The following is a 22,959-nucleotide window of genomic DNA, read 5'->3' as shown; positions in this document are numbered from 1 at the left end:
TCATGACCGTCCCCCCCTTGGCCTGTCCCGGCGTCACCCGATCAGCGGCGCGCCCGAGCCGTAGGTTTCGCGATAGTGGCGTTCCAGCCGCATCAGGCCCAGGCGCAGCACGATCTTGCCCGAGCGCGCCGACCAGCCCAGCCGCCGCTCGGTCATCTCGATGCCCTCCAGGAAGCAGCAGACCCGCAGGCACAGGTCGCCCATGCCGGGGCCAAGCTCGCGCAGCGCGGCGGCGACGCGGTTGCGCGCCCCTTCCGAGCCGCCGCCATGGCCGGCCGAGACGCGCGAGACATCGACGCCGGCCGTCAGGAAGCGGTCCCAGTTCTGCGTGACGCGCGGCCCCATCTGCGCCAGCTCGAAATCCTCGCGCAGCCGTTCGCCGGCCGCAACCAGTTCGGCGGCCAGGAAGGGCCGCCCGTCCGGCTCGCGCCGCCGCGCCAGCATCAGCAGCGGGCTTTCGGCGATATTGACGCGGGCGCGGCGGCGGCGGCCGTCCTCGGGGTCGGTGATCTCGCGCTCGTCCCATTGCCGGTGCCGGTCGGCATGGCTGAAGGCGGCGGCATCCTCGGCGCAGCCCTGCGCCGGGGGCATGACCGGGGCGGCAAGGACGAAATCCTCGACCCGCGGCAGGGCGCCGCCGCGCCGGGCGGCCAGCATCGCCCGCAGCGCCTCGCGCCCCTGGGCCGAGATGGCATAGCGGTTGATCCTGCCCTGCCCCAGCAGATGCACCCAGGCGCGCATCGCCATATGCTCGGCCAATTCGCGGTCCAGGATGGCGGTGCGGATGTCGTCGCGCACGACGATGGCCTTTTCCATGCCGTCGGCCACCACCATCTGCGCCCCCGGCTCGGCCAGGCGGCGCAGGATGCGGGTGATCTGCCTGCTGCCCGCCTGCCCCGGATCGGCCGGGCTTGCCCCGCTGCCCCTGCCCTTTTCCGCCGCCCGCTCGACTGCGCGATCGACCAGCGGGTCGTCGCGCCGCGCCTCGAACCGGCGGATGCGGCGCAGGATGGTCGAGGCGTGGCAGCCCGTCTCGCGGGCCAGCGAGCGGATCGTTTCCCCGCCCTCGACATGGCGCAGGTAAAGCTTGAGATCGCCGTCCTCGGCCTGCGGGACAAGCGCGGTTTCGGGCGGATTGCCGTCCGTGGGCTCGACGCCGGCCGGCAGGGCGGCAATCAGGGCGTCCGGCGCGAAATCTCCCGTCAAAATCGTCATGGTCATTCCTTCGCTTCCTGCAGACGAGCGGGCAGAGGCTCGCCGATGGGTTGTATCTCCGCCCCGGTCCGGCACAGCGGGACCACGGCGGGGTGCGGCAGTATTTGCTAAGAATTCCTAACGATTCCTTGCTGCGGCGCGCGCAGCACGGGCGGGCGGCGCAACACATCCCAAGGTTGCAAATAATTCCACCGGATTCGACCGGCAGAGGAAACCGCCATGACGATGATGAGCAATGTGATCGCCTTTCAGCCGCGCCTGGGCCAGCCGCCTCTGCGCCGCCCGCGCCTGCTGGTGCGCGCCGCCAGGGCCGGGCTGGCGGGCTGGAGCCGCCGGCGCGACCTGCGCCGGGTGCTGAAATGCGACGCGCCGCCGCCCGCGGGCATCGCCCTGCCGCGGCTTCTGGCCGAAGAGGAGCGGCTGGACCTGATCCGCCGCAGCGGCCAGGCCGGCTACGACATGCACCGCCACGTCATGCTGCTGATCGCGATCCTGGCCGAGACGGCCCAGGCCGCGCCCCGCCCGGTGCCGAACCGGGTCACTTGCCCCTGAACAAGGAACCCAGCACGCCGCGCACCAGCGCCTGCCCGGTCCTGGTGCCCAGTTGCCGGGCCAGGCTCTTGCCGAAGGTCACGGCGATCGAATCGCTGTTCGAGCTGCGCGCGCGCGGCTTGGGCTCGGCCGGAACCCGCAGGCCGGGGTCATAGCGGCGCGCGCGGGTATATTCGCGGTCCATCTGCCACAGGTCGTCGTCCGCGCCCTTGGCCCCTGCCCCGGCGCTGTCCGCGGCCGCCGCCTCGGCGCGCTTGGCCAGGATTTCGGCCGCCGATTCGCGGTCCAGCGCCCGGCCGTATTTCAGCGCCATGGGCGAGGCCGCATTGATCGCCGCCCGCTCGGCATCCGAAATCGGGCCAAGCTGGGACAGCGGCGGGCGAATCAGGGTGCGCTGCACGATGCCCGGCACACCCTTTGCCTCCAGCAGGGACGTAACCGCCTCGCCGGTGCCGACGGCCTGGATCGCCTCGGCAGTGTCGAAATCGGGGTTCGGACGATAGTTCTGCGCCGCCAGCCGCAGCGCCTTCTGGTCCTTGGCGGTAAAGGCGCGCAGCGCGTGCTGGACCCGGTTGCCCAATTGCCCCAGCACCGCATCCGGCAGGTCGGCCGGGTTCTGGCTGATGAACCACAGGCTGACGCCCTTGGAGCGGATCAGACGCGCCACCTGCTCGATCTTGTCCACCAGCGCCGGCGGCGCGTCGTCGAACAGCAGATGCGCCTCGTCGAAGAAGAAGGCGATGCGCGGCTTGTCCGGGTCGCCCACCTCGGGCAATTGCTCGAAAAGCTCGGACATCAGCCACAGCAGGAAGGTGGCATAAAGCCGCGGCGCATTCATCAGCCGCTCGGCCGACAGGATGTTGACCATGCCCTTGCCCGAGGCATCCAGCCGCATCATGTCGGCAAGCTCAAGCGCCGGCTCGCCGAACAGCCGGGCGCCGCCCTCGTTCTCCAGCACCATCAGCGCGCGCTGGATCGCACCGACCGAGGCGGTCGAGACATTGCCGTATTTCAGCGACAGGTCCTTGGCGTTCTGGCCGACCCAGACCAGCATGGCCTGCAAGTCCTTCATGTCCAGCAGCGCCAACCCCTGCTCGTCGGCGACGCGGAAGGCGATGTTCATCACCCCCTCCTGCGCATCGGTCAGCCCCAGCAGCCGCGACAGAAGCAGGGGGCCCATCTCGGCCGGGGTGGTGCGGACCGGGTGGCCGCGTTCGCCCCAGATGTCCCAGAAGGTGACGGGGAAATCCTGGTAGTCCAGCGCCATGCCGATGGTTTCGCTGCGGGCCTGGAAGGGGCCATGCAGCTTGCCGTTGGGATCGCCGGGCCGGGCGATGCCGGCCAGGTCGCCCTTCACATCCGCCATGAACACCGGCACGCCGGCGCGGGAAAACGATTCGGCCAGGGTTTGCAGCGTCACCGTCTTGCCGGTTCCGGTCGCGCCGGCGATCAGCCCGTGGCGATTGGCATATTTCAGCAGCAGGTTTTGCGGCTGGGCGTGGCCGGGGCCGCCGCCGCCCACGAAGACGGTTCCGGCGTCCAGATCGACGATGCCTGTCATGTTTCCTCCACGGATCGGCAAAAAAGCGCAAGGCTAGGACGAAAGGACAATACAATCGCAAGGATTTTGTGCCAGTCTGTTCCTTGCCGGACCCCGCATCGGCGGATGGCCGGCTTCCTCCCTGTTGGACTGCCGCGCCTTCGGGCGCGGCATTTTTTCGCCCAGGCTGCCTGCGATGCGGTCAGATGGCGCATGCGTCGCGGCGATGTCATATTTGACCTTTAGGACAGTTGACGGCCTGTCCCGCTGCATCTAGCCTTCCGCGCAATGATGACCGGCCAGTCCGGCAGGGAAGGTAAGCCATGGGATCCGGGGCAGCGGTCTTGCGCGCCCCGGATCCTTGTGTTTGCGGCGTCCCGCATCCATGCCAACGCAAAGGTGACGCCGCGCGATGCGATCCGCCCTGACAAGGCGCGATGCCCATGTTAGGACCGGGGCCGATGCATGGACCAAAGGAAGAGAACATGGTCAACAGGACATCCGCGGCACTGGTTGCCGCCCTTGTTGCGCTGGCTGGCAGCGCCGCCGGCGTGATGGCGCAGGACGCAAGCACCCAGACCCCGGCCCAGCCGGCAGCCGAGGCCCCTGCGGCCGAAGCCCCCGCAGCCGAGGCCGCCACCGAAGCGCCCGCCGCCGAAACCCCCGCAGCCGAGGCACCCGCCGCTGAAGCCCCCGCCGCCGAAGCGCCTGCCGCCGAGGCCGCCGGCGATGGCGAGCCGCAGGTCGGCCAGCCCTATGCCAGGGCGACCCATGGCGACTGGACGCTGCGCTGCATGAAGACGCAGGACGGCAAGGATCCCTGCGAGCTTTACCAGCTGCTCAGGGACGACAAGGATTCGCCGGTGGCGGAGGCTTCGGTCATCCCGATGACCGGCGAGGTCCAGGCCGTCATCACCTTCATCGCGCCCCTGGAGACCGACCTCCAGGCCGGGGTGGGGCTGCAAGTCGATGCCGGCAAGGAATCGCGCTATCCCTTCCTGCTCTGCGCGCAGGTCGGCTGCGTGTCGCGCGTGGGCCTGGCCGAATCCGACCTGGGCCCGCTGAAGCGCGGCAAGGCCGCAACCCTGTCGCTTTTGCCCTTCGGCGCGCCGCAGGAGCAGATGGTCAAGCTGCCGCTGTCGCTGACCGGCTTCACCGCCGGCATGAACGCGCTGGCCGAGGCGAACAAGGGCCTCGCCGCCGCGCCGGCCCCGGCCCCGGCCCCGGCGCCCGCAGCCGCCCCGGCCGCGGCGCCGCAGCAGCAGTAAGCCGCAACGAAAACGGGGCGCCGCAGGGCGCCCCGACCAAAGGACGGGCCGGGTCATCCCCGGCCCTTTTTCATGCGCTCATCCCACCGGCAGGGCGACGAAGCGCGGCTCGCCGGCGCGGCGCACCATGACCAGGATCGACTTGCGCCCGGCATCGCGCGCCTCCTTGATGCGCGTCTCCAGGTCGGCCAGCGTGGCGACCGGCTGCTGGCCGGCCTCGGTGATGACATCGCCCGCGGCCAGCCCCTTGTCGGCGGCGGCCCCGGTCGGTTCGACCGATTGCACCACCAGCCCCTGCATGTCGCGCGACACCCCCAGTTCGGCGGCGATCTCGGGCGTCAGCGGCGCCAGCGTCATGCCCATCAGGTCGCTGGCCGATTCCTCGGCGCTGTCCACCTTGCCGCCGCCGGTGCCCTCGGCCAGCTCGCGCCGGCCCAGCGTCACCTTCAGCTCGACCGGCTCGCCGTCGCGCTGGACCACGACCTCGACCGCCTCGCCCACCGGCGCATCGGCCACCCGGCGCACCAGGTCGCGCGGATCCTCGACCGCGCCGCCGGCAAAGCGGGTGATCACGTCGCCCGCCTTCATCCCGGCATCGGCGGCGGGGCCGGCGGGGACATCCGTGACCATGGCACCCTTGGCCTCGGCCAGGCCCAGCGATTCGGCGATGTCGTCGGTCACCGGCTGGATCTTGACGCCCAGCCAGCCGCGCCGGGTCTCGCCATATTCCTCGAGCTGCTCGACCACCTTGCTGACCACGTTCGAGGCCATCGAGAAGCCGATGCCGATCGAGCCGCCGTTGGGCGACAGGATCGCGGTGTTCACCCCGATCACTTCGCCGTCCATGTTGAACAGCGGCCCGCCCGAGTTGCCGCGGTTGATCGCCGCATCGGTCTGGATGAAATCGTCATAGGTGCCCGAAAGCGCCCGGTTGCGGGCCGAGACGATCCCGGTCGAGGCCGAGAAGCCCTGCCCCAGCGGGTTGCCGAGCGCCAGAACCCAGTCGCCCACCCGCGCCCGGTCGCTGTCGCCGAACTTGACGAAGGGCAAGGCGTCGCTGCTTTCCACCTTCAGCACGGCGATGTCGGTCTTGTCGTCCTTGCCGATCACCTTGGCGGGCAGCCGCTTGCCCGAAAAGAACTCGACCTCGATCGCGTCGGCGCCGTCGATGACATGGTTGTTGGTCACGATCAGCCCGTCGGGCGAGATCACGAAGCCCGACCCCAGCGCGTTCGAGCGCTGCTCGCGCTGCTGCGGCCCGCGCTGGAAGGGATTGCCCTCGCCCGGCGGGAATCCCGGAAAGCCGAATTCGCGGAACAGGTCGCTGAACGGGCTGCCCTCGGGCAGTTGCGGCCCGCGCACCAGCGGCGTCGAGACGGTCGAGGTGGTGGTGATGTTGACGACAGCCGGGCTGACCTTCTCGACCAGGTCGGCAAAGCTTTCGGGCATGACCTGCTGCTGGCGGGCCTGGCTGTCGGGTGCGGTCAGCGGCTGGTTGCTGTTCGCGGCCTCCTGCGCGGCATCGGCGCCGGGCGTCGCCGGCTCTTGCGCGACGGCCGGCGTCAGGGCCATCAGCAGCGCAAGCCCCGAAGCGGTCAGGAAATGGCGGGAAGAGGGTCTGTTCATCTGGATTGTCTCCTTCCATGCCGGGGCGGCGCTACCCGGTCTCCTGGCAATATGCTCATGTTCAAGGGGATTTTCGAGCCCGTTGCAAATGAACCACGCTCGCAAAGGATGAACTGATCGTGACTTGCAGGCAATGCCGGGCGCAAGCGCCTGAGCATAAAAAAGTTCCGCGGCCAAAGGACGCGGAACAGGTTTCATCGCAGCGATGATCCTTCAGTGCAGCGCCGCCGCCTCGCCCGCGCAAAGCAGCGTGACCAGGGTCGAGGCGCCGCGCATCTCGATGCCGGCCACGTCCATCGGTCGGCGGTCCATGCCGCCGCCCAGGATCTCGACCCGGCCGGCGCCGTGAAAGGTCGCGTCCAGCAAGGGCAGGACCGCGTCGCCCCGCAACTCGGCCTCGACCCCGCCGGGGATCGGATGGATGGCGGCGGCGGCGATGCGCCTGGTGCCGACGATCAGTTCCATGTCCTGCCTTTCGTCCTGGCCAGGGTCCGGCCGCCGTTTCCGCGCCCGGACCCCGATCGCCTCAGCTGCAACCGCTGGTCGCGCCGCAGGTGTTGCACTTCATGCAGGTGCCGTTGCGCACCAGCGTGTAATTGCCGCATTCGCCGCAGGGATCGCCCTCGTAGCCCTGCATCCGCGCCTTGGTGCGCGCATCCATGGCGACGACGCCCACCGCAGCCGCGGCCCCCTCGGCCGTCGCCACCGCGGCGACCGAGACCCCGGATTGCAGCGCCACCAGATCCTGCGGCAGGCGCTTGCGCAGATAGCCGGTCGAGCTGATCTGCTTGAGCATCTCGAGCGAGCGCGAGGCGCCCTCGCTGACCGGGGCGACATTGGGCTGGCTTTCGGCCTCGCCGCCGCCAAGGTCGTCGAAGCGCGCGCCCTGCGGCTTCACATGCGCCAGGTCGGTGCGGTCCAGATAGGACACGGCCAGTTCGCGGAACACATAGTCGAGGATCGAGGTCGCGTTCTTGATGCTGTCATTGCCCTGCACCATCCCCGCCGGCTCGAAGCGGGTGAAGGTGAAGGCGTCGACGAATTCCTCCAGCGGCACGCCGTATTGCAGGCCCACGGACACGGCGATGGCGAAATTGTTCATCATCGCCCGGAAGCCCGCGCCTTCCTTGTGCATGTCGATGAAGATCTCGCCCAGCTTGCCGTCGTCATATTCGCCGGTGCGCAGATAGACCTTGTGCCCGCCGATGATCGCCTTCTGGGTATAGCCCTTGCGGCGCTGCGGCAGCTTTTCGCGATGGCTGCGCACGGCTTCCTTGACGATGATCTTCTCGACCACCTTCTCGGCGATGACCACGGCCTTTTGCTGCAAGCTGCCGCTGGCCAGGATCTCCTCGGCCTCCTCGTCGTCCTCGACCAGCGCCGAGGCCAGCGGCTGCGACAGTTTCGAGCCGTCGCGATAAAGCGCATTGGCCTTGATGCCCAGCGACCAGCTCAGCTCATAGGCGGCGAGCGCATCGGCGATGCTTGCGCTGTTGGGCATGTTGATGGTCTTGGAGATCGCGCCCGAGATGAAGCTCTGCGCCGCCGCCATCATGCGGATATGGCTGTCCACCGACAGGTAGCGGGTGCCCTTCTTGCCGCAGGCATTGGCGCAGTCGAAGACCGGGTAATGTTCCGGCTTCAGATGCGGCGCGCCCTCCAGCGTCATGGTGCCGCAGACATGGTCGTTGGCGGCCTCGATCTGCGCCCGCGTGAAGCCCAGGTGCCGCAGCAGGTCGAAGCTCGGGTCGTTCAGCCTGTCGGCCGGGATGCCCAGCGTCTCGCGGCAGAAGGCCTCGCCCAGCGTCCACTGGTTGAAGACGAAGCGGATGTCGAAGGCCGAGGCCAGCGCCGCGTCGATCTTTTCCAGCTCGCGCGGGCCGAAGCCGTGGCCGACCAGGCTGGCATGGTTGATGCCAGGGCAATTGCCCAGGCTCGCATGGCCCACGGCATAGGCGATGATCTCCTCGATCTGGGCCGAGCCGTAACCCAGCGCCTCAAGCGCCGCGGGAACCGAGCGGTTGATGATCTTGAAATAGCCGCCGCCGGCCAGCTTCTTGAACTTCACCAGCGCGAAATCCGGCTCGATGCCGGTGGTGTCGCAATCCATCACCAGCCCGATGGTGCCGGTGGGCGCGATCACCGTCGCCTGGGCGTTGCGATAGCCGTGCTCCTCGCCCAGGGTCAGCGCCTCGTCCCAGGCGCCCTGCGCCAGGGCCACCAGCCGCGGGTCGGGGCAATTCGCGGCGTCCAGCTCCACCGGGGCCACGTTCACGCCCTGACAGGCGCCGGTCCCGTAAGCCGCCGCGCGATGGTTGCGGATCACCCGCAGCATGTGCCCGGCGTTCTTGCCATAGCCGGGGAACGGCCCCAGCTCCGCCGCCATCTCGGCCGAGGTGGCATAGGAGACGCCGGTCATGATCGCGCTCAGCGCGCCGCACAGCGCCCGGCCCTGCTCGCTGTCATAGCCCAGCCCCATGTTCATCAGAAGCCCGCCGATATTGGCATAGCCCAGCCCCAGCGTGCGGAAGTCATAGCTGCGCTGCGCGATCTCGCGGCTGGGGAACTGCGCCATCATCACCGAGATTTCCAGCGTCACCGTCCACAGCCGGCAGGCATGGACATAGCCGTCGGCGTCGAACTCGCCGTCCTGCCAGAAGCTCAGCAGGTTCATCGACGCGAGGTTGCAGGCGGTGTCGTCCAGGAACATGTATTCGCTGCACGGGTTCGAGGCGCGGATCGGCCCGTCCTCGGGGCAGGTGTGCCAGGCATTGATGGTGTCGTGGAACTGGATGCCCGGATCGGCGCAGGCCCAGGCGGCATGGCCGATCTGCTGCCACAGCTCGCGCGCCGAGACGGTCTTCGTCACCCGCCCGTCGGTGCGCCGCACCAGCTCCCAGGGCAGGTCGTCGCGCACGGCGCGCAGGAAGGCATCCGTCACCCGCACCGAGTTGTTCGAGTTCTGCCCCGAGACCGAGACATAGGCTTCCGAGTCCCAATCGGTATCATAGGTCGGGAACTCAATGGAATCAAAGCCCTGGCGAGCATATTGAAGAACCCGGTTGATATAGGTCTCCGGGATCATCACGCGCTTCGCCCCGCGGATCGCCGCCTTCAGCGCGACGTTCCGGGCGGGATCGGTGGCATCTTCGGCGCTGCCGTCCCATGCGCGGATGGCGGCGAAGATGGCATTCAGCTCGCGCTCATGCATCTTCGAACCCGCCACCAGCGAGGCGACCTTCTGTTCTTCGATGACCTTCCAGTTGATGAACTGCTCGATGTCGGGGTGATCCATGTCGCAGATCACCATCTTTGCCGCGCGCCGGGTCGTTCCGCCCGACTTGATCGCGCCGGCTGCGCGGTCTCCGATCTTCAGGAAGCCCATGAGCCCCGAAGATTTCCCGCCGCCCGACAGTTTCTCGCCCTCCCCACGAAGGGACGAAAAATTGGTGCCCGTGCCCGAGCCGTATTTGAAAAGCCGCGCCTCGCGGACCCACAGGTCCATGATGCCGCCCTCGTTCACTAGGTCGTCGGCGACGGACTGGATGAAGCAGGCATGCGGCTGGGGATGTTCATAGGCGCTGTCCGACCGGACCAGCTTGCCGGTCTTGTAGTCGACATAGAAATGGCCCTGGCCGGGGCCGTCGATGCCATAGGCCCAGTGCAGGCCGGTGTTGAACCATTGCGGGCTGTTCGGCGCCCCCATCTGGCTGGCCAGCATGTAGCGCATCTCGTCGTAATAGGCGCGGGCGTCTTCTTCGTTGGAAAAATACCCGCCCTTCCAGCCCCAATAGGTCCAGGCGCCGGCCATGCGGTCGAAGACCTGCCGCGCGCTGCTCTCGCCGCCAAAGCGCGCCTCCTCGGGCAGGGCCGCCAGCGCCGCCTCGTCGGGCACCGAGCGCCACAGGAACTCGGGCACGCCCTTTTCCTTGACGCGCTTGAGCCGCGCCGGCACGCCGGCCTTGCGGAAATATTTCTGCGCGATCACGTCCGAGGCGACCTGGCTCCAGCCCTGGGGCACCTCGACCGCGTCGTTGCGAAAGACGACGGTGCCGTCCGGGTTGCGGATCTCGCTGCTGGTGGTGGTAAAGGAAAGCGCGCCGTAAGCCCCGCTCTCGACCGTGGTGAAGCGCCGTTCGATCCGCATCCTGACTGTCCCCCGTCATCCGCAACAAGGCCGCATGCCGACCGCCGCCACCCGCGCCAAGGCACGGACCCAGGCGGCCGGATCGCACGGCACCCCGAAGCATTTTTCCTGATCTTCGCCCCCGCCGCCGGACCGGATCACTTGTCGAAAAAGACACAAGATCTGGTGGCGCCGAAAGCCTGGGCCACAAATTGAACCGAGACAGCACGCATTTCAATCAAAATTTTTGCTGGACTTCGCCGCCGATCCCGACCCTTGGGACGTCATGAGATTCGCTGCAAATGCACTGTTAACAACTGCCTCGTCGCGGCCGGCGGCGAAAAGCCAAGCGATCTGGCAGGGTTCCTTGCAGCCGCTCACCCGGTTTCCACAGGCTTATCCCCAGCCGCAAGGCGTCAGGGTTGCAACTTCGTTCCCGCACTCGCGTCCTGCGATTTTTCCGGCTGCGGCAGGATGACGCCCCGGTCGGTCACGATCAGGTCAAGGGGCTGGTCGGTCGCCTCGGCGGGGATGGCGCGAATCTCTTGCGCCGCATAGGCCAGCCCGATGGCGACCACCGCCCCCTCGGCGCGCAGCCGGGCCAGCGTGCGGTCGTAGAAACCGCCGCCATAGCCCAGCCGGTGCCCGGCCCGGTCGAACCCGGCCAGGGGCACGATCAGCACATCCGGGCGCAGCAGCGGCGAATCGGCGGGGGGATGAAGGGTGCCGAAGCGGCCCGGCTCCAGCCGGTCGCCATGGGCGCGGAACTCCAGCGGCCGGGCGGGGCCGATCACCGCCGGCAGGCAGACCGGCCCGTCATGGGCCGCCATGGCCGGGCGCGGATCGGCCTCGCCCCGCATCGGCCAATAGCCGGCCAGCACCTTGCCGCGATGGGGCGCCAGCGCCGCGACCAGGTGGCGCGTCAGCGCGGCATCGTCGCCGCCCCCGGCCCGCGCCGCCAGCGCCGCCTGGCGCAGCGCGTGCTTGAGTGCCGGGTCCGCGCTCACAGCAGGATCACCGCGGCAAGGCCGAGGAAGGTGAAGAAGCCCACCACATCGGTCACGGTGGTCACGAAAGTCCCCGAGGCCAGGGCCGGATCGGCCCCCGCCTTTTCCAGCCCCAGCGGGATCAGGATGCCCCCCAGCGCGGCGACGAACAGGTTCACCACCATGGCCATGGCGATCACCAGGCTGAGCTTGGGATCGCGGAACCAGACATAGGTGACGCCCGCCAGCGCCAGGCCGAACAGCAGCCCGTTGCCCAGGCCCACCGCCAGTTCGCGGCGCACGATGCGCAGCGCATTGGTGCGGGTCAGGCTTTTGGTGGCCAGGCCGCGCACGGCGACGGTCAGGGTCTGGGTCGCGGCATTGCCGCCCATCGAGGCGACGATCGGCATCAGCACCGCCAGAGCAACCAGCCGGGCGATGGCGTCCTCGAAGAACGCGATGACCGAGGCCGAGACCAGCGCGGTCAGGATGTTCACCGCAAGCCAGGGCACGCGCTGGCGCATGGTCTCGACCACTGTGTCGGAAATCGCGCTGTCCTCGCCGACGCCGGCCAGGCGCAGGATGTCCTCCTCGTGCTCCTCGTCCAGCACCGACATGGCGTCGTCGATGGTGATGACCCCGACCAGTCGGTCGTCGTCATCGACCACCGGGGCCGAGATCAGGTGATACTTGTTGAAGGCATGCGCCACGTCGCCCTCGTCCTGGCGGGCCGAGATGGTGCGGAAGCTGTCCTCGCGGATGTCGCCCAGCAGCACATGCCGGCGCGAGGCCAGCAGCTTGCCCAGGGTGACATAGCCGGTGGGGTGGCGGCGCGGGTCGACCAGCACGACGTGATAGAACTGGTCGGGCAGCCATTCCTCGGCGCGCAGGAAGTCGATGGTCTCGCCCACGCTCCAATGCTCGGGGGCCGTCACCACCTCGGACTGCATCAGGCGGCCGGCGGAATATTCCGGCCAGGTCAGCGAGCGTTCGACGGCGGCGCGGTCGGATTCGTCCAGCGCGGCCAGGATGGCCTGCTGCTCGGGCGCGCCCATGTCCTCGATCAGGTCGACGACGTCGTCGCTGTCCATCTCGCGCACGGCCTCGGCCACCACCTCGTGCGGCAGCTGCTCGATGACCTCGTCGCGGATGGATTCGTCGATCTCGGACAGGATCTCGCCGTCGATCTCGCCGGAATAGAGATGCAGGAACTCGCGCCGGCGCGCCGGCGTCAGCTGCTCGATCAGGTCGGCGATGTCGGCGGCGTGCATCGGCTCGAGCGCGGCGTCCAGCGCCGGGCCGTCGCCGTCGTCCACGGCCTTGTTGATCGCGTCGATGTCCTGCCGGCTCAGCTGGAAATCGGCTTCGGGGGCATCCGTGTCGGTTTCGCGCGGCTCGGTCATCGGCTGGCTCCTCGGGGTTCGGGTCTTGCGACGAGGATGGCGGTCGGGAAAGTCGGTCGGGGCACCATAGGGGGCCCGCGCCGGGGCCTCAATCGCCCTTGAGCAGGGCTAGCGCCTCGGCATGTAATTCTTGTGAACCCGCGGCCAGGATGGTGCCGCCGCCATGCGCCGGCCCGCCCTGCCAGTCGGTGACGACCCCGCCCGCGGCCTGGATCACCGCGATGGGCGCGGCCACGTCATAGGGTTGCAGCCCGGCCTCGATCACCAGGTCGACATGGCCGGCGGCCAGCAGCGCATAGGCATAGCAGTCGAGCCCGTAGCGCACCAGCCGCGCCCGCGCCGCGACGCGGGAAAAGGCGGCATGTTCCGCGGGGTCGCCGACCTCGGGATAGGTGGTCATCAGCGTCGCCTGGGCCAGCGCGACGCCGCGGCGCGCCCGCAAGGGCACGGTGCCGCGGCCCGAGATCAGCCGGGCATGGCCCAGCCCGCCCTCGAACCGCTCGTCCAGATGCGGCTGGTCCACGATGCCGTAGATCGGGCCCCGCGCATCGCTGAGCCCGATCAGCACGCCCCAGCTCGGCGCCCCGGCCATGAAGGCGCGGGTGCCGTCGATCGGGTCCAGCACCCAGGTCAGGCCGCTTCGCCCGGCCTGGGCGCCGTATTCCTCGCCCAGGATCGCGTCCTCGGGCCGCTCGGCGGCCAGGATGGCGCGCATGGCGCGTTCGCTGGCCCGGTCGGCTTCCGTCACCGGGTCGAAGCCGGTCGCGGCCTTGTTGTCGGGCCGCAATGCCGGGCTGCGAAACAGGCTCAGCGTCTCGGCCCGCGCGGCATCGGCAAGGCGATGCGCCACGGCGACGATCCGTTCGGCGTCTTCGACAGGATTGGTCTTGTTCGCGCTCGTCATGACCTGCCCCCGCGGATATGCTTCGGGCGCAGGTTTAGCCGCAGTATCCCGCAAGCGAAAGCCCCGGAACGCGGCGGGTTCGGATCAGGCCGCGTCCGACAGCACGCGGGCCAGTTCGAAGATCTGGCGGCGTTGCGCCTCGGGCATGGCGTAATAGGCCCGCACCAGCTGCAGCGCCTCCTTGTCGGCCAGGATGTCGCCCTCGACCGAGTTCTGGACCTGGCCGTCCTCGAGCCCTTCGAAGAAGAAGCTGATCGGCACGTCCACCGCCCGCGCGATGTCCCAAAGCCGCGAGGCCGAGACCCGGTTCATCCCGGTCTCGTATTTCTGGATCTGCTGGAACTTGATCCCGACCTTTTCGGCCAGCTGCTGCTGGGTCATGCCGATCATCCATCGACGATGGCGGATCCGCTTTCCGACATGGACATCCACGTTATGTTTCATGGTAACACCTCACTCAATCTAAACGGGCGCTACATCAGAACGGCGCAATTTTCGAGGTCGATAATGGCCACTTGTCCAAAAAGACAATCGGTTGCGGGCACCGAAAGCCTCTGGCCGAACCCCCCGGAAACATGGAAAAAAGCCGGGCCGGAAGCAGGCGGAAAGCGGTGGGAGGAATCATGAATACGACCTGGAAAATGATGCAAATCAACAAAATGGCCGGCTCTCCCGTCGCGGGCAGGCTGTCGCTGGCCGCGCCCGGTCCGGGCGAGGTGCTGGTGGGCCTGCGCGCGGCCGCCCTGAATTTCGCCGATCTGCTGATGACCAAGGGACAGTATCAGGAGACGCCGCCCCTGCCCTTCATCCCCGGACTCGAGGGCGCGGGCGAGGTGCTGGCGGCGGGCGAAGGCGTGGCGCTGGCGCCCGGCACCCGCGTCGTCGTGCAAGGCCAGGGCACCATGGCCGAGGCCAACCTGTTTCCCGCCGAAAGCTGCCACCCGATCCCCGAGGCGATGAGCTATGACGAGGCGGCGGGCTTCCTGATCGCCTATGGCACCAGCCATTTCGCCCTGACGCTGCGCGCGGGCCTGCGCGCGGGCGAGACCCTGGCCGTGCTGGGGGCCGCGGGCGGGGTCGGGCTGACCGCGGTCGAGATCGGCGCCGCCTTGGGCGCGCGAGTGATCGCGGTGGCGCGCGGGGCCGACAAGCTGGCGGTGGCGCGGGCGGCGGGGGCCGCGGATTGCATCGACAGCGAGATCTGCCCCGACCTGCGCGCCGCGCTGCGCGGGATGGGGGGCGTCGACGTGGTCTACGATCCCGTGGGCGATGCGCCCGGCGAGGCGGCCTTCGGCGCCCTGCGCCCCGGCGGCCGCTTCCTGGTGATCGGCTTTGCCGGCGGCAAGCCTCCGGCCCTGCCGCTCAACCACGCGCTGGTCAAGAACATCGCCATCCACGGCTTTTACTGGGGCGGCTATCGCAAGCTCGATCCCGGACTGCTGCGCCAGGACATCGCCGCGCTGTTCGCGCTTTACGAACAGGGCCGCCTGCGCCCGCATGTCGGCGCCACCCTGCCGCTCGACCGGCTGGCCGAGGGCTATGACCTGCTGGCCAGCCGGCGCTCGACCGGAAAGGTGATCGTTAGCATCTGAAATTTTCGTCAGCCAGGGCCAAAACCGCCGGTTCTGCATTGAAAAACCGGCGTGCTTTGCCAATATCTGCGTGGATGGTCGGCCATGCGGGCCGCACCGCGATTTTCGACCGGGGAGAACCTATGCAAGACTACAATTCGATCCGCACGGCCGGGACCGCGACGCGCTCGGCTGCCGTGGATGAGGGCCTGCGCGCCTATATGAACAAGGTCTATGGCCTGATGGCCGTGGGCATGCTGGTGACGGCCGGCGCCGCCTGGGGCATGGCGGGCCTGGCGCTTTCCGACACGCCGACGCAATGGGCGCTCGGCAATGGCCACTACCTGACCGAGTTCGGCAAGACGCTGTATCTGTCGCCGCTGAAATGGGTGGTGATGTTCGCGCCGCTGGTCATGGTCTTTGCCTTCGGCGCCGCGCTGAACCGGCTGTCGGTGCAGGGCGCGACCACGCTGTTCTATGCCTTCGCCGCGGTGATGGGCATCTCGATCAGCTGGATCTTCGCCGCCTATACCAGCTTCTCGATCATCCAGACCTTCCTGATCACCGCCATCGCCTTCGCCGGCCTGTCGCTTTACGGCTACACGACCAAGCGCGACCTGTCGGGGATGGGCACCTTCCTGATGATGGGCCTGATCGGGCTGATCGTCGCCTCGATCGTGAACATCTTCCTGAAATCGGGCGCGATGCAATTCGCCATCTCGGCGATCGGCGTGCTGATCTTTGCCGGGCTGACCGCCTTCGACACGCAGAACATCAAGAACACCTATCTGCAGCTGGCCAACTCGGACCGCGACTTCCTGGGCAAGGCCGCGATCATGGGTGCGCTGCAGCTGTACCTGGACTTCCTGAACCTGTTCATGTTCCTGCTGCAATTCCTGGGCAACCGGGAATAAGGCCGGAAGCATCCCGGAACTTCCTTTTCGGCCCCGCCGGCGCAATCGCCCGGCGGGGCCTTTTGCTGCGCAGGCGGGCAGCCAGGCACGGATTGTTCATCCATGTCGACTAAAACGCCACTCATGATCCTTTGGTATGCATTGCTGGCCAGTCCGGTTGAGGCGAATCGCCGCCGGGGCTATGAAAGGGTATGGAAAACCCTGCTCCCCCCGAGACGGGACGGCGCGAAGCCGCCGGCCGGGCGCTGGTCGACGGCGGCATCGGCGCGGTGACGATCCCGCCGCCGGCCCGGCGGCGGCGCCTGCCGCGCGCCGGGTTCCGCCGGTTCTTGGGTGACGGCGGGGCGGCGCCGGATGTGCGTGCCCGCTTCCCCAAGGCCTTCATGGCGCGGCCCGAATGCGCGCCGCGCTGCCGGGCTGTGCAGGGCCGCCAGGTGGACGCCTTGACGGCGCGCTTCGCCAGCCGCTGCCCGGAATGCCGCCGCACCACGGCCATCTCGGGGCACCCGGACCCTTTCCCCAGCGCCGACCGGCCTCGTCTGGATGCGCAAGGCGCTGCAAGCCGGCCGGCGCCCATCCCTGCCACCGCGCGGATCCGCCCCGGCCGGCGACAGACGGCACGCTTCCCCCTCTGCCTGCGCCATGAAGCGGATGCCCGCATGTCCCGGCTCGGCCGCCCTGCCCGGCCGCGGATGCCAGGTCCGGCTGACGATATTGTCGCAAGACATGCCGCTATCGTTGCATCCGGGATGCGCCGGGCCGGGGATGATGCGCCATGGGCGGCGCGCGAACCGCCGGTCGTCGCCGTGCCGGGCAGCGAACCGGCGCCGCTTTCGGCGCCCTCCGGCTCCTGCATGCCCGGTCCGCCTGTCGGGTTCGCCCCTGCGGCCCGGACCGGAACCGCGGACCGAGACGACAACCGGCAGGAACCGGCTCCTGCCCAAGAAGCCTCCCCGGTTTGCGCGACGGCTGGGGTTTGGGGGCCATGTTCGCGCCAGGGAGAAAGAGAATGGGAAGACGGTTTGTTTCCTGCGGTGCGGCGCTTTTGCTTGTGGGCTTTTCGGGCGCGGCCTGGGCGGATTGCGGCAGTCCGACGATTGCCAGCATGAACTGGCAGAGCGCCGAGCTTGCGGCGGCGCTGGATGCCTTCATCCTCAACCAGGGCTACGGCTGCAGCGCCGAGGTGATCCAGGGCGACACGGTGCCGACGCTGACCTCGATGGTCGAGAAGGGCCAGCCCGAGATCGCCCCCGAGGGCTGGGTCGACCTGGTGCCCGAAGTCATCCGGTCCGGCCTGGCCGAGGACCGGATCGTCGTCACCGGCGACATCCTCAGCGACGGCGCCGTGCAGGGCTGGTGGATCCCGAAATACCTCGCCGAGGCCAACCCCGAGCTGAAGACCATCGAGGACGTGCTCAAGCGCCCCGACCTCTTCCCCGATCCCGAGGATCCCGCGAAGGGCGCCATCTTCAACGGCCCGGCCGGCTGGGGCGGCACGGTGATCACCAGCCAGCTCTACAAGGCCTTCGGCGCCCGGGAGGCGGGCTTCAACCTGGTCGACACCGGCTCGGCCGCCGGGCTCGACGGCTCGATCGCGCGCGCCTATGAACGCCAGCAGGGCTGGGTCGGCTATTACTGGGCGCCGACCGCGCTGCTGGGCCGCTACGAGATGGTCAAGCTGGAGCACGGCGTGGCGCTCGACATGGACGAATGGCAGGGCTGCACCTCGAACGCCGATTGCGCCGAGCCCAGGAAGAACGACTGGCCGGCCGACAAGGTGCAGACCGTCGTCGCCAAGCGATTCGCCGACAGCGCCCCGCCCGAGGTGATGGACTACCTTTCCAAGCGGAGCTGGACGAATGCGACGGTGAACGCGCTGATGGCCTGGATGACCGAGAACCAGGCGCAGGGCGAGGAGGGCGCGCGGCAGTTCCTGCGCGAGAACGAGGCGACGTGGACCGAATGGGTCACGCCCGAGGCGGCCGAGAGGATCAAGGCCGCGCTCTGACCGCGCCCCCCGCGGCCGGGCTGGGTGGGCCGAAAGTCCGCCCCGGCCCGCCCTCCGGCTCTCGGGTCCGGGCCGGGCTGCCCGTCGGGCCGGCTTTCCGGTCCGGGCCTTGGCCCAGCCGGTTCTGCGGTCCGGCCTTGGTCTGGCGAGGCTCTCGGCTCTCGGGCCCGCGGTCGCGATCCGGCTCTCGGTCCGGGCCCTGGCTGCCCGTCGGGCCGGCTCCGGTTCCGGTTCCGGCCCAGGTCGGATCCAGGCCTGACCCCGCTCCGGCTCTCGGCTCGGGGGCCCGCTCCGGCTCCCGGTTCCGGGCCCTGGCCTGGCCCAGCCGGTTCTCCGGGCCGGCCTTGGCCTGGCGAGGCTCCGGCTCTCGGTCCCGCGGTCGCGGTCCGGCTTCGGTTTCGGCCCAGGACTGGCCCAGGTCGGACCCAGGCCTGGCCCCGCTCCGGCTCTCGGTTCCGGGCCCTGGCCTGGCCCAGCCGGTTCTCCGGTCCGGTCTTGGCCTGGCCACGCTCCGGCTCTCGGGCCCGCGGTCGCGGTCCGGCTTCGGTCTGGGCCCTGGCTGCCCGTCGGGCCGGCTCCGGTTTCGGCCCAGGACTGGCCCAGGACTGGCCCCGCGGAGCGGCTCTCGGGCCCGCGGACCCGCTCCCGGTTCCGGTCCCTGGCCCAGCCGGCGCTCGGGTCCGGGCCCTGACACCCCTTCGGTCCGGCTCTCGGGTCGGGCCCTGACCACCCCTCGGTCCGGCCTCCGGGCCGGTCCGCGGGACCGCCCCGACCCCCGGCCCGGCCCGATGCCGCCACCCTTTCCCGGTCCCGGCCGCCCAGGCCGGCCCCCAGCCCCATGCGCGAGGATCCCATGACCTGGCTCACCTCCTTCCCCCAATTGAAAAGCGCCTGGCTGCGCGAGTTGCAGCGCGTCATCGACGACGGCTTTCGCAGCTTCACCCGCAGCCACGGCGACATGATCGAGGGCCTCTTCAGCCCGCTGCAGACCATGCTGATCTGGTTCGAGCGATTGCTTCTGGGCACCCCCTGGCTGCTCGTCCTGGCCGTCGTCGCCGCCCTGGCCTGGGGCGCCAGCCGCAGCCTGCGCGTGGTGATCGGCTCCGTGCTGACCCTGGTGCTGATCGGGCTCTTCGGCATGTGGGACGACACCATGAAGACCATCTCCATGGTGCTGGCCGCGACGCTTTTGTCCATCGCCATCGGCCTGCCGCTCGGCATCCTGATGGCGCGCTCGCAGCGGGTGCAGCGCATCGTCAGCCCGATCCTCGACATCATGCAGACCATGCCCAGCTTCGTCTACCTGATCCCGGTGGTGATGCTGCTGGGCATCGGCCGGGTGCCCGGCCTGATCGCGGTGGTGATCTATGCCCTGCCGCCGATGATCCGGCTGACCAACCTCGGCATCCGCCAGGTCGACCGCGAGGTGCTGGAGGCGACCGACGCCTTCGGTTCGTCCTCGTGGCAGAAGCTGGTCAAGGCGCAGCTGCCGCTGGCGCTGCCCACGATCATGGCCGGCATCAACCAGACCATCATGATGGCGCTGGCCATGGTGGTGATCGCCTCGATGATCGGGGTGCAGGGGCTGGGCCAGCCGGTGCTGCGCGCGATCTCGAACCAGTATTTCACGCTCGGGCTCTTCAACGGCTTCGCCATCGTCGGCATCGCCATCCTCTTCGACCGCATCAGCCAGGCCTGGGGCAAGCGGCTGCAAAAACACCAGGAGGCCAGCCATGACTGATCCCGCCACCACGGATCCCATCGGCATCGAGATCAAGAACCTCTACAAGATCTTCGGCGCCAATCCCGAGGCGCATGTCGCGGCCGTCCGCGCCGGCATGACCAAGGCCGAGCTGCAGGCCCGCCACCAGCACGTGCTGGGGCTGAGCGACATCAACATCCAGGTCGCGCCGGGCAGCATCCAGGTCATCATGGGCCTGTCGGGATCGGGCAAGTCGACGCTGATCCGCCACATCAACCGGCTGATCGAGCCCACCGCCGGCGAGATCGTGATCGAGGGCCGCAACGTCGTCGCCATGTCGCAGGCGGAGCTGCGCGCGTTCCGCCGCCACAAGACCGCGATGGTGTTCCAGAAATTCGGCCTGCTGCCGCATCGCACCGTGCTCGACAACGCCGCCTACGGGCTCGAGGTGCAGGGCATCCCGCAGGCCGAGCGCTACCGCACCGCCATGCGCTGGATCGAGCGCGTGGGGCTTTCGGGCTTCGAGAAGAGCTATCCGAGCCAGCTTTCGGGCGGCATGCAGCAGCGGGTGGGCCTGGCGCGCGCGCTGGCCAACGACGCGCCGATCCTCTTGATGGACGAGGCCTATTCGGCGCTCGACCCGCTGATCCGCTACGACATGCAGACGGTGCTCTTGGACCTGCAGCAGGAGGTCAGGAAGACCATCGTCTTCATCACCCACGACCTCGACGAGGCGCTGCGCATCGGCGACCGCATCGCGCTTCTGCGCGACGGCTCGGTGATCCAGCAGGGCACGGCGCAGGACATCGTGCTGCGCCCGGCCGACGATTACGTGGCGAATTTCGTCCAGCATGTCGACCGCGGCAAGGTGCTGAAGGTCGGCGCGGTCATGCAGGCCCGGCACGGTTTCGACGCCCCCGAAGCCGCCCCGCCCGACGCCGCCCTGCCCGAGGCCGCCATCGCCCCCGAGGCCAGCATCGCCGAGGCGCTGCAGCAGATGGCCGCCAGCCGGCTGCAGGCGCTGCGGGTCCAGGATCCCCAGGGCCGGGCCATCGGCGTCATCCCCTTCCAGGCCGCGATCAACGCCTATACCGGCCAGCATGGCGGCCAGTATGGCGGCCAGCATGGCGGGCAGCATGACGGGCGGCAGGCATGAGGGTCGGCCTGATCGGCGCCACCGGCTGGCTCGGCTCGGCGCTCGGCGCGGGGCTGCTCGCGCGCGGCATCCTGGCGCCGGGCGAGCTGGTGCTGCTCAATCGCAGCGCCCCCCAGCCCAACTACCACGGCCATGCCGACGTGACATGGGCCCGCAATGCCGGCGCCGTCGGCTGCGCCACCGCACGCCAACTCGCAGCACGCGGTTTTCGCACCCTGCTCGTCGAGCGCGAAGACTTCGGCGCGGGGGCCTGAAGGATGACCCGACCGCGCCGCCCCACGCCTTGAACGCGGGACGGCGCCTTGGCCGTCGGCAGATCGCCCCCTTGCCGCGACGGCCCGTCCCGGCAGATGCGGGAATGCATATCACGCAGCCCGCCTTCGGCCGGCATATGCGCCAAGGAGCGCGTTAACCCACCGGGATCGCTTATCTTTTAAAAAGAACTGTTCAGTTTTTCCGCTTGCCACGATGCTCATATCTTTTAGACAAAATTGGTCGGCGCCCTGTTGGCCCGATACTGCGCGTCGCGGCTCTTGACGGATCGCCCCGGCCTTGGGGCCGGCAATGCCGATCCCAGCGATGGTCTTCGTCTGCCTGGAAGCCGGACACGCGGGGTAACCGATTACGCGGCCCCCGGCAGGGGCTCGTATCTGAGTGGTGAGTGTTAAAATGTCTTTCAATCATGCCGGCGACAATCATTGCGGTCCCGCCGGACCCGACTGCGAGAAGATGATCTTCCTGGGAAAGCTTCCCGACATGGACCCCTGGGAGCTGGTCCCCGGCGCAGGAAGGGCCAGCACCATATTGGCCGGCGCCAGCTTCGGATCGCAGGCGGACCCGCTGTCGCGCCAGCTGGTCGAGGTCAGCGCCGTGGACCTGGACCAGGACGGCATCATCCGCACCAACGGCCCCTTCGGCTTTCTGGCCGAGCCGATCCGCCACGATGCCGACGGCGACGGCAATATCGCCAGCTACAAGGTCGACTCGACCTTCGTCGTCAAGAACACCGCCGTCACCTTCGCCAATCCCGACGGCAGCCAGGAGACGCTGGTCCTGCCGGTCCGCATCATGCAGGACACCGCCGGCAACACCTTCCTGATGCCGCCGCCCAAGGGCGCCTCGCTGCAAGAGGTCGAGGCGCTGACCACGCGGCCCATCGTCTCGGTCTCGTTTCCCGCCGGGGCCGGCAATTACGAGCTGGACTACCACGGCATCTTCACCGACCGGCATTGCTTTCCCTGTTTCGTCCGCGGAACGCTGATCGAAACCGACCAGGGGCCGCGGCCGGTCGAGGAACTGACCCCCGGCATGCTGGTCGTGACCAGCGACAACGGCTTGCAGCCGGTGCGCTGGATCGGCTCGCGCGTGCTGGGCAGCAAGGCGCTGGACGCCAGTCCCAACCTGCGCCCGATCCGCATCAGGGCCGGCGCGCTCGGCAAGGGGCTGCCCTTGCGCAACCTAGTCGTCTCGCCCCAGCACCGGATCCTGGTGCGTTCCAGGATCGCGCTGAAGATGTTCGGCACGCCCGAGGTTCTGGTCGCCGCCAAGCAGCTTTTGCAGATCGACGGCATCGACATCGCCGACGACCTGCCCTCGGTCGAATATTTCCACTTCCTCTTCGACCAGCACGAGATCGTCCTGTCCGAGGGCGCCGAGACCGAATCGCTTCATACCGGGCCCGAGGCGCTGAAATCCGTCGGCCGCCAGGCCCAGGCCGAGATCTTTGCGCTTTTCCCCGAATTGCGCGACCGGCCCGAGGACGAGGTGCCGGTGGGCGCGCGCGTTCTGGCCTCGGGCCGGATGGGGCGCAAGCTGGCCGTGCGCCACGCCCAGCATCGCAAGACCCTGGTGCAATAGCCAAGGCGGGGTCGCCAGGAAGCTGGACCGGCCTTTTTCCATCCGCCCGCAGGCCGGGCATGGGCCGCCATCCCGGCGGCGCCTGCCGCGGGCAAGCAAGGCCACCGAACCCGCAGGACGGCGGGTGGATC

Annotated in this window: 18 protein-coding genes; 9 read left to right on the top strand and 9 right to left on the bottom strand. The window is 68.9% G+C overall.

Annotated features, from left to right (window positions below; all coding sequences use genetic code 11):
• Positions 1 to 33: 33 nt before the first annotated feature.
• Entirely contained in the window at positions 34 to 1,221 is a 1,188-nt protein-coding gene (locus KF941_RS03860; protein WP_083539314.1) for a DUF6456 domain-containing protein, read from the bottom strand.
• A gap of 213 nt (positions 1,222 to 1,434) precedes the next feature.
• On the opposite strand from KF941_RS03860, the gene KF941_RS03855 reads away from it, so the two are divergent.
• Complete coding sequence (locus tag KF941_RS03855) at positions 1,435 to 1,767, top strand: DUF6477 family protein (RefSeq protein ID WP_214272583.1); 333 nt, start codon at positions 1,435 to 1,437, stop codon at positions 1,765 to 1,767.
• On the opposite strand, the gene KF941_RS03850 is transcribed toward KF941_RS03855, so the two are convergent.
• Entirely contained in the window at positions 1,754 to 3,328 is a 1,575-nt protein-coding gene (locus tag KF941_RS03850) for a helicase HerA-like domain-containing protein (RefSeq protein WP_036760046.1), read from the bottom strand. The two genes, KF941_RS03855 and KF941_RS03850, sit on opposite strands and share 14 nt — an antisense overlap.
• Positions 3,329 to 3,792: 464 nt before the next feature.
• Here KF941_RS03850 and KF941_RS03845 point away from each other — a divergent pair, with 464 nt between their 5' ends.
• Entirely contained in the window at positions 3,793 to 4,575 is a 783-nt protein-coding gene (locus KF941_RS03845) for an invasion associated locus B family protein (RefSeq protein WP_240540211.1), read from the top strand.
• Positions 4,576 to 4,653: 78 nt separating this feature from the next.
• On the opposite strand, the gene KF941_RS03840 is transcribed toward KF941_RS03845, so the two are convergent.
• The 7 genes from KF941_RS03840 to KF941_RS03810 all read right to left on the bottom strand — a co-directional run bounded on the left by KF941_RS03840 (position 4,654) and on the right by KF941_RS03810 (position 14,064).
• A complete protein-coding gene (locus KF941_RS03840; protein WP_036760044.1) occupies positions 4,654 to 6,201 on the bottom strand; it encodes a DegQ family serine endoprotease in 1,548 nt (515 codons plus the stop codon).
• A gap of 213 nt (positions 6,202 to 6,414) precedes the next feature.
• Entirely contained in the window at positions 6,415 to 6,666 is a 252-nt protein-coding gene (locus tag KF941_RS03835; RefSeq protein WP_036760042.1) for a hypothetical protein, read from the bottom strand.
• 61 nt (positions 6,667 to 6,727) lie between these two features.
• Complete coding sequence (locus KF941_RS03830; protein WP_214272581.1) at positions 6,728 to 10,348, bottom strand: vitamin B12-dependent ribonucleotide reductase; 3,621 nt, start codon at positions 10,346 to 10,348, stop codon at positions 6,728 to 6,730.
• A gap of 395 nt (positions 10,349 to 10,743) precedes the next feature.
• Positions 10,744 to 11,334 (bottom strand): 5-formyltetrahydrofolate cyclo-ligase, encoded by a 591-nt coding sequence (locus KF941_RS03825; protein ID WP_214272580.1) that lies wholly within the window; start codon positions 11,332 to 11,334, stop codon positions 10,744 to 10,746.
• Complete coding sequence (gene mgtE, locus KF941_RS03820; protein ID WP_036760038.1) at positions 11,331 to 12,716, bottom strand: magnesium transporter; 1,386 nt, start codon at positions 12,714 to 12,716, stop codon at positions 11,331 to 11,333. The genes KF941_RS03825 and mgtE overlap by 4 nt, the downstream gene beginning before the upstream one ends.
• Before the next feature lie 88 nt (positions 12,717 to 12,804).
• Positions 12,805 to 13,620, bottom strand: a complete 816-nt coding sequence (hisN, locus tag KF941_RS03815; RefSeq protein ID WP_036760037.1) for a histidinol-phosphatase — start codon at positions 13,618 to 13,620, stop codon at positions 12,805 to 12,807.
• 84 nt (positions 13,621 to 13,704) lie between these two features.
• Positions 13,705 to 14,064, bottom strand: a complete 360-nt coding sequence (locus KF941_RS03810; RefSeq protein ID WP_024844684.1) for a helix-turn-helix transcriptional regulator — start codon at positions 14,062 to 14,064, stop codon at positions 13,705 to 13,707.
• Positions 14,065 to 14,279: 215 nt separating this feature from the next.
• Between KF941_RS03810 and KF941_RS03805 the strand changes: the two genes are divergently transcribed.
• The 7 genes from KF941_RS03805 (at position 14,280) to KF941_RS03775 (ending at position 22,828) form a co-directional block, all read left to right on the top strand.
• Entirely contained in the window at positions 14,280 to 15,212 is a 933-nt protein-coding gene (locus KF941_RS03805; protein ID WP_240540210.1) for an NADPH:quinone oxidoreductase family protein, read from the top strand.
• A 122-nt stretch (positions 15,213 to 15,334) separates the two neighbouring features.
• Positions 15,335 to 16,105 carry a Bax inhibitor-1/YccA family protein gene (locus KF941_RS03800; RefSeq protein WP_036760057.1) on the top strand — a complete coding sequence of 257 codons (771 nt, stop codon included), beginning with the start codon at positions 15,335 to 15,337 and terminating at the stop codon, positions 16,103 to 16,105.
• Positions 16,106 to 17,114: 1,009 nt separating this feature from the next.
• On the top strand, positions 17,115 to 18,113 hold the full coding sequence (locus KF941_RS03795) for a glycine betaine ABC transporter substrate-binding protein (RefSeq protein WP_214272578.1): 999 nt from the start codon (positions 17,115 to 17,117) through the stop codon (positions 18,111 to 18,113).
• An 853-nt stretch (positions 18,114 to 18,966) separates the two neighbouring features.
• A complete protein-coding gene (locus KF941_RS03790) occupies positions 18,967 to 19,854 on the top strand; it encodes a proline/glycine betaine ABC transporter permease (RefSeq protein ID WP_072464446.1) in 888 nt (295 codons plus the stop codon).
• Positions 19,847 to 20,971, top strand: a complete 1,125-nt coding sequence (locus KF941_RS03785) for a glycine betaine/L-proline ABC transporter ATP-binding protein (protein WP_214272577.1) — start codon at positions 19,847 to 19,849, stop codon at positions 20,969 to 20,971. The genes KF941_RS03790 and KF941_RS03785 overlap by 8 nt, the downstream gene beginning before the upstream one ends.
• Positions 20,968 to 21,225 carry a hypothetical protein gene (locus KF941_RS27800; protein WP_240540209.1) on the top strand — a complete coding sequence of 86 codons (258 nt, stop codon included), beginning with the start codon at positions 20,968 to 20,970 and terminating at the stop codon, positions 21,223 to 21,225. The genes KF941_RS03785 and KF941_RS27800 overlap by 4 nt, the downstream gene beginning before the upstream one ends.
• A gap of 415 nt (positions 21,226 to 21,640) precedes the next feature.
• Positions 21,641 to 22,828 carry a Hint domain-containing protein gene (locus KF941_RS03775; protein ID WP_240540208.1) on the top strand — a complete coding sequence of 396 codons (1,188 nt, stop codon included), beginning with the start codon at positions 21,641 to 21,643 and terminating at the stop codon, positions 22,826 to 22,828.
• Positions 22,829 to 22,959: the final 131 nt, after the last annotated feature.

The organism is Paracoccus sp. pheM1 (genome assembly GCF_018499825.1).
GTDB classification, from domain to species: Bacteria; Pseudomonadota; Alphaproteobacteria; order Rhodobacterales; family Rhodobacteraceae; genus Paracoccus; species Paracoccus versutus.
This window is presented reverse-complemented; position numbering and strand designations above follow the sequence as displayed.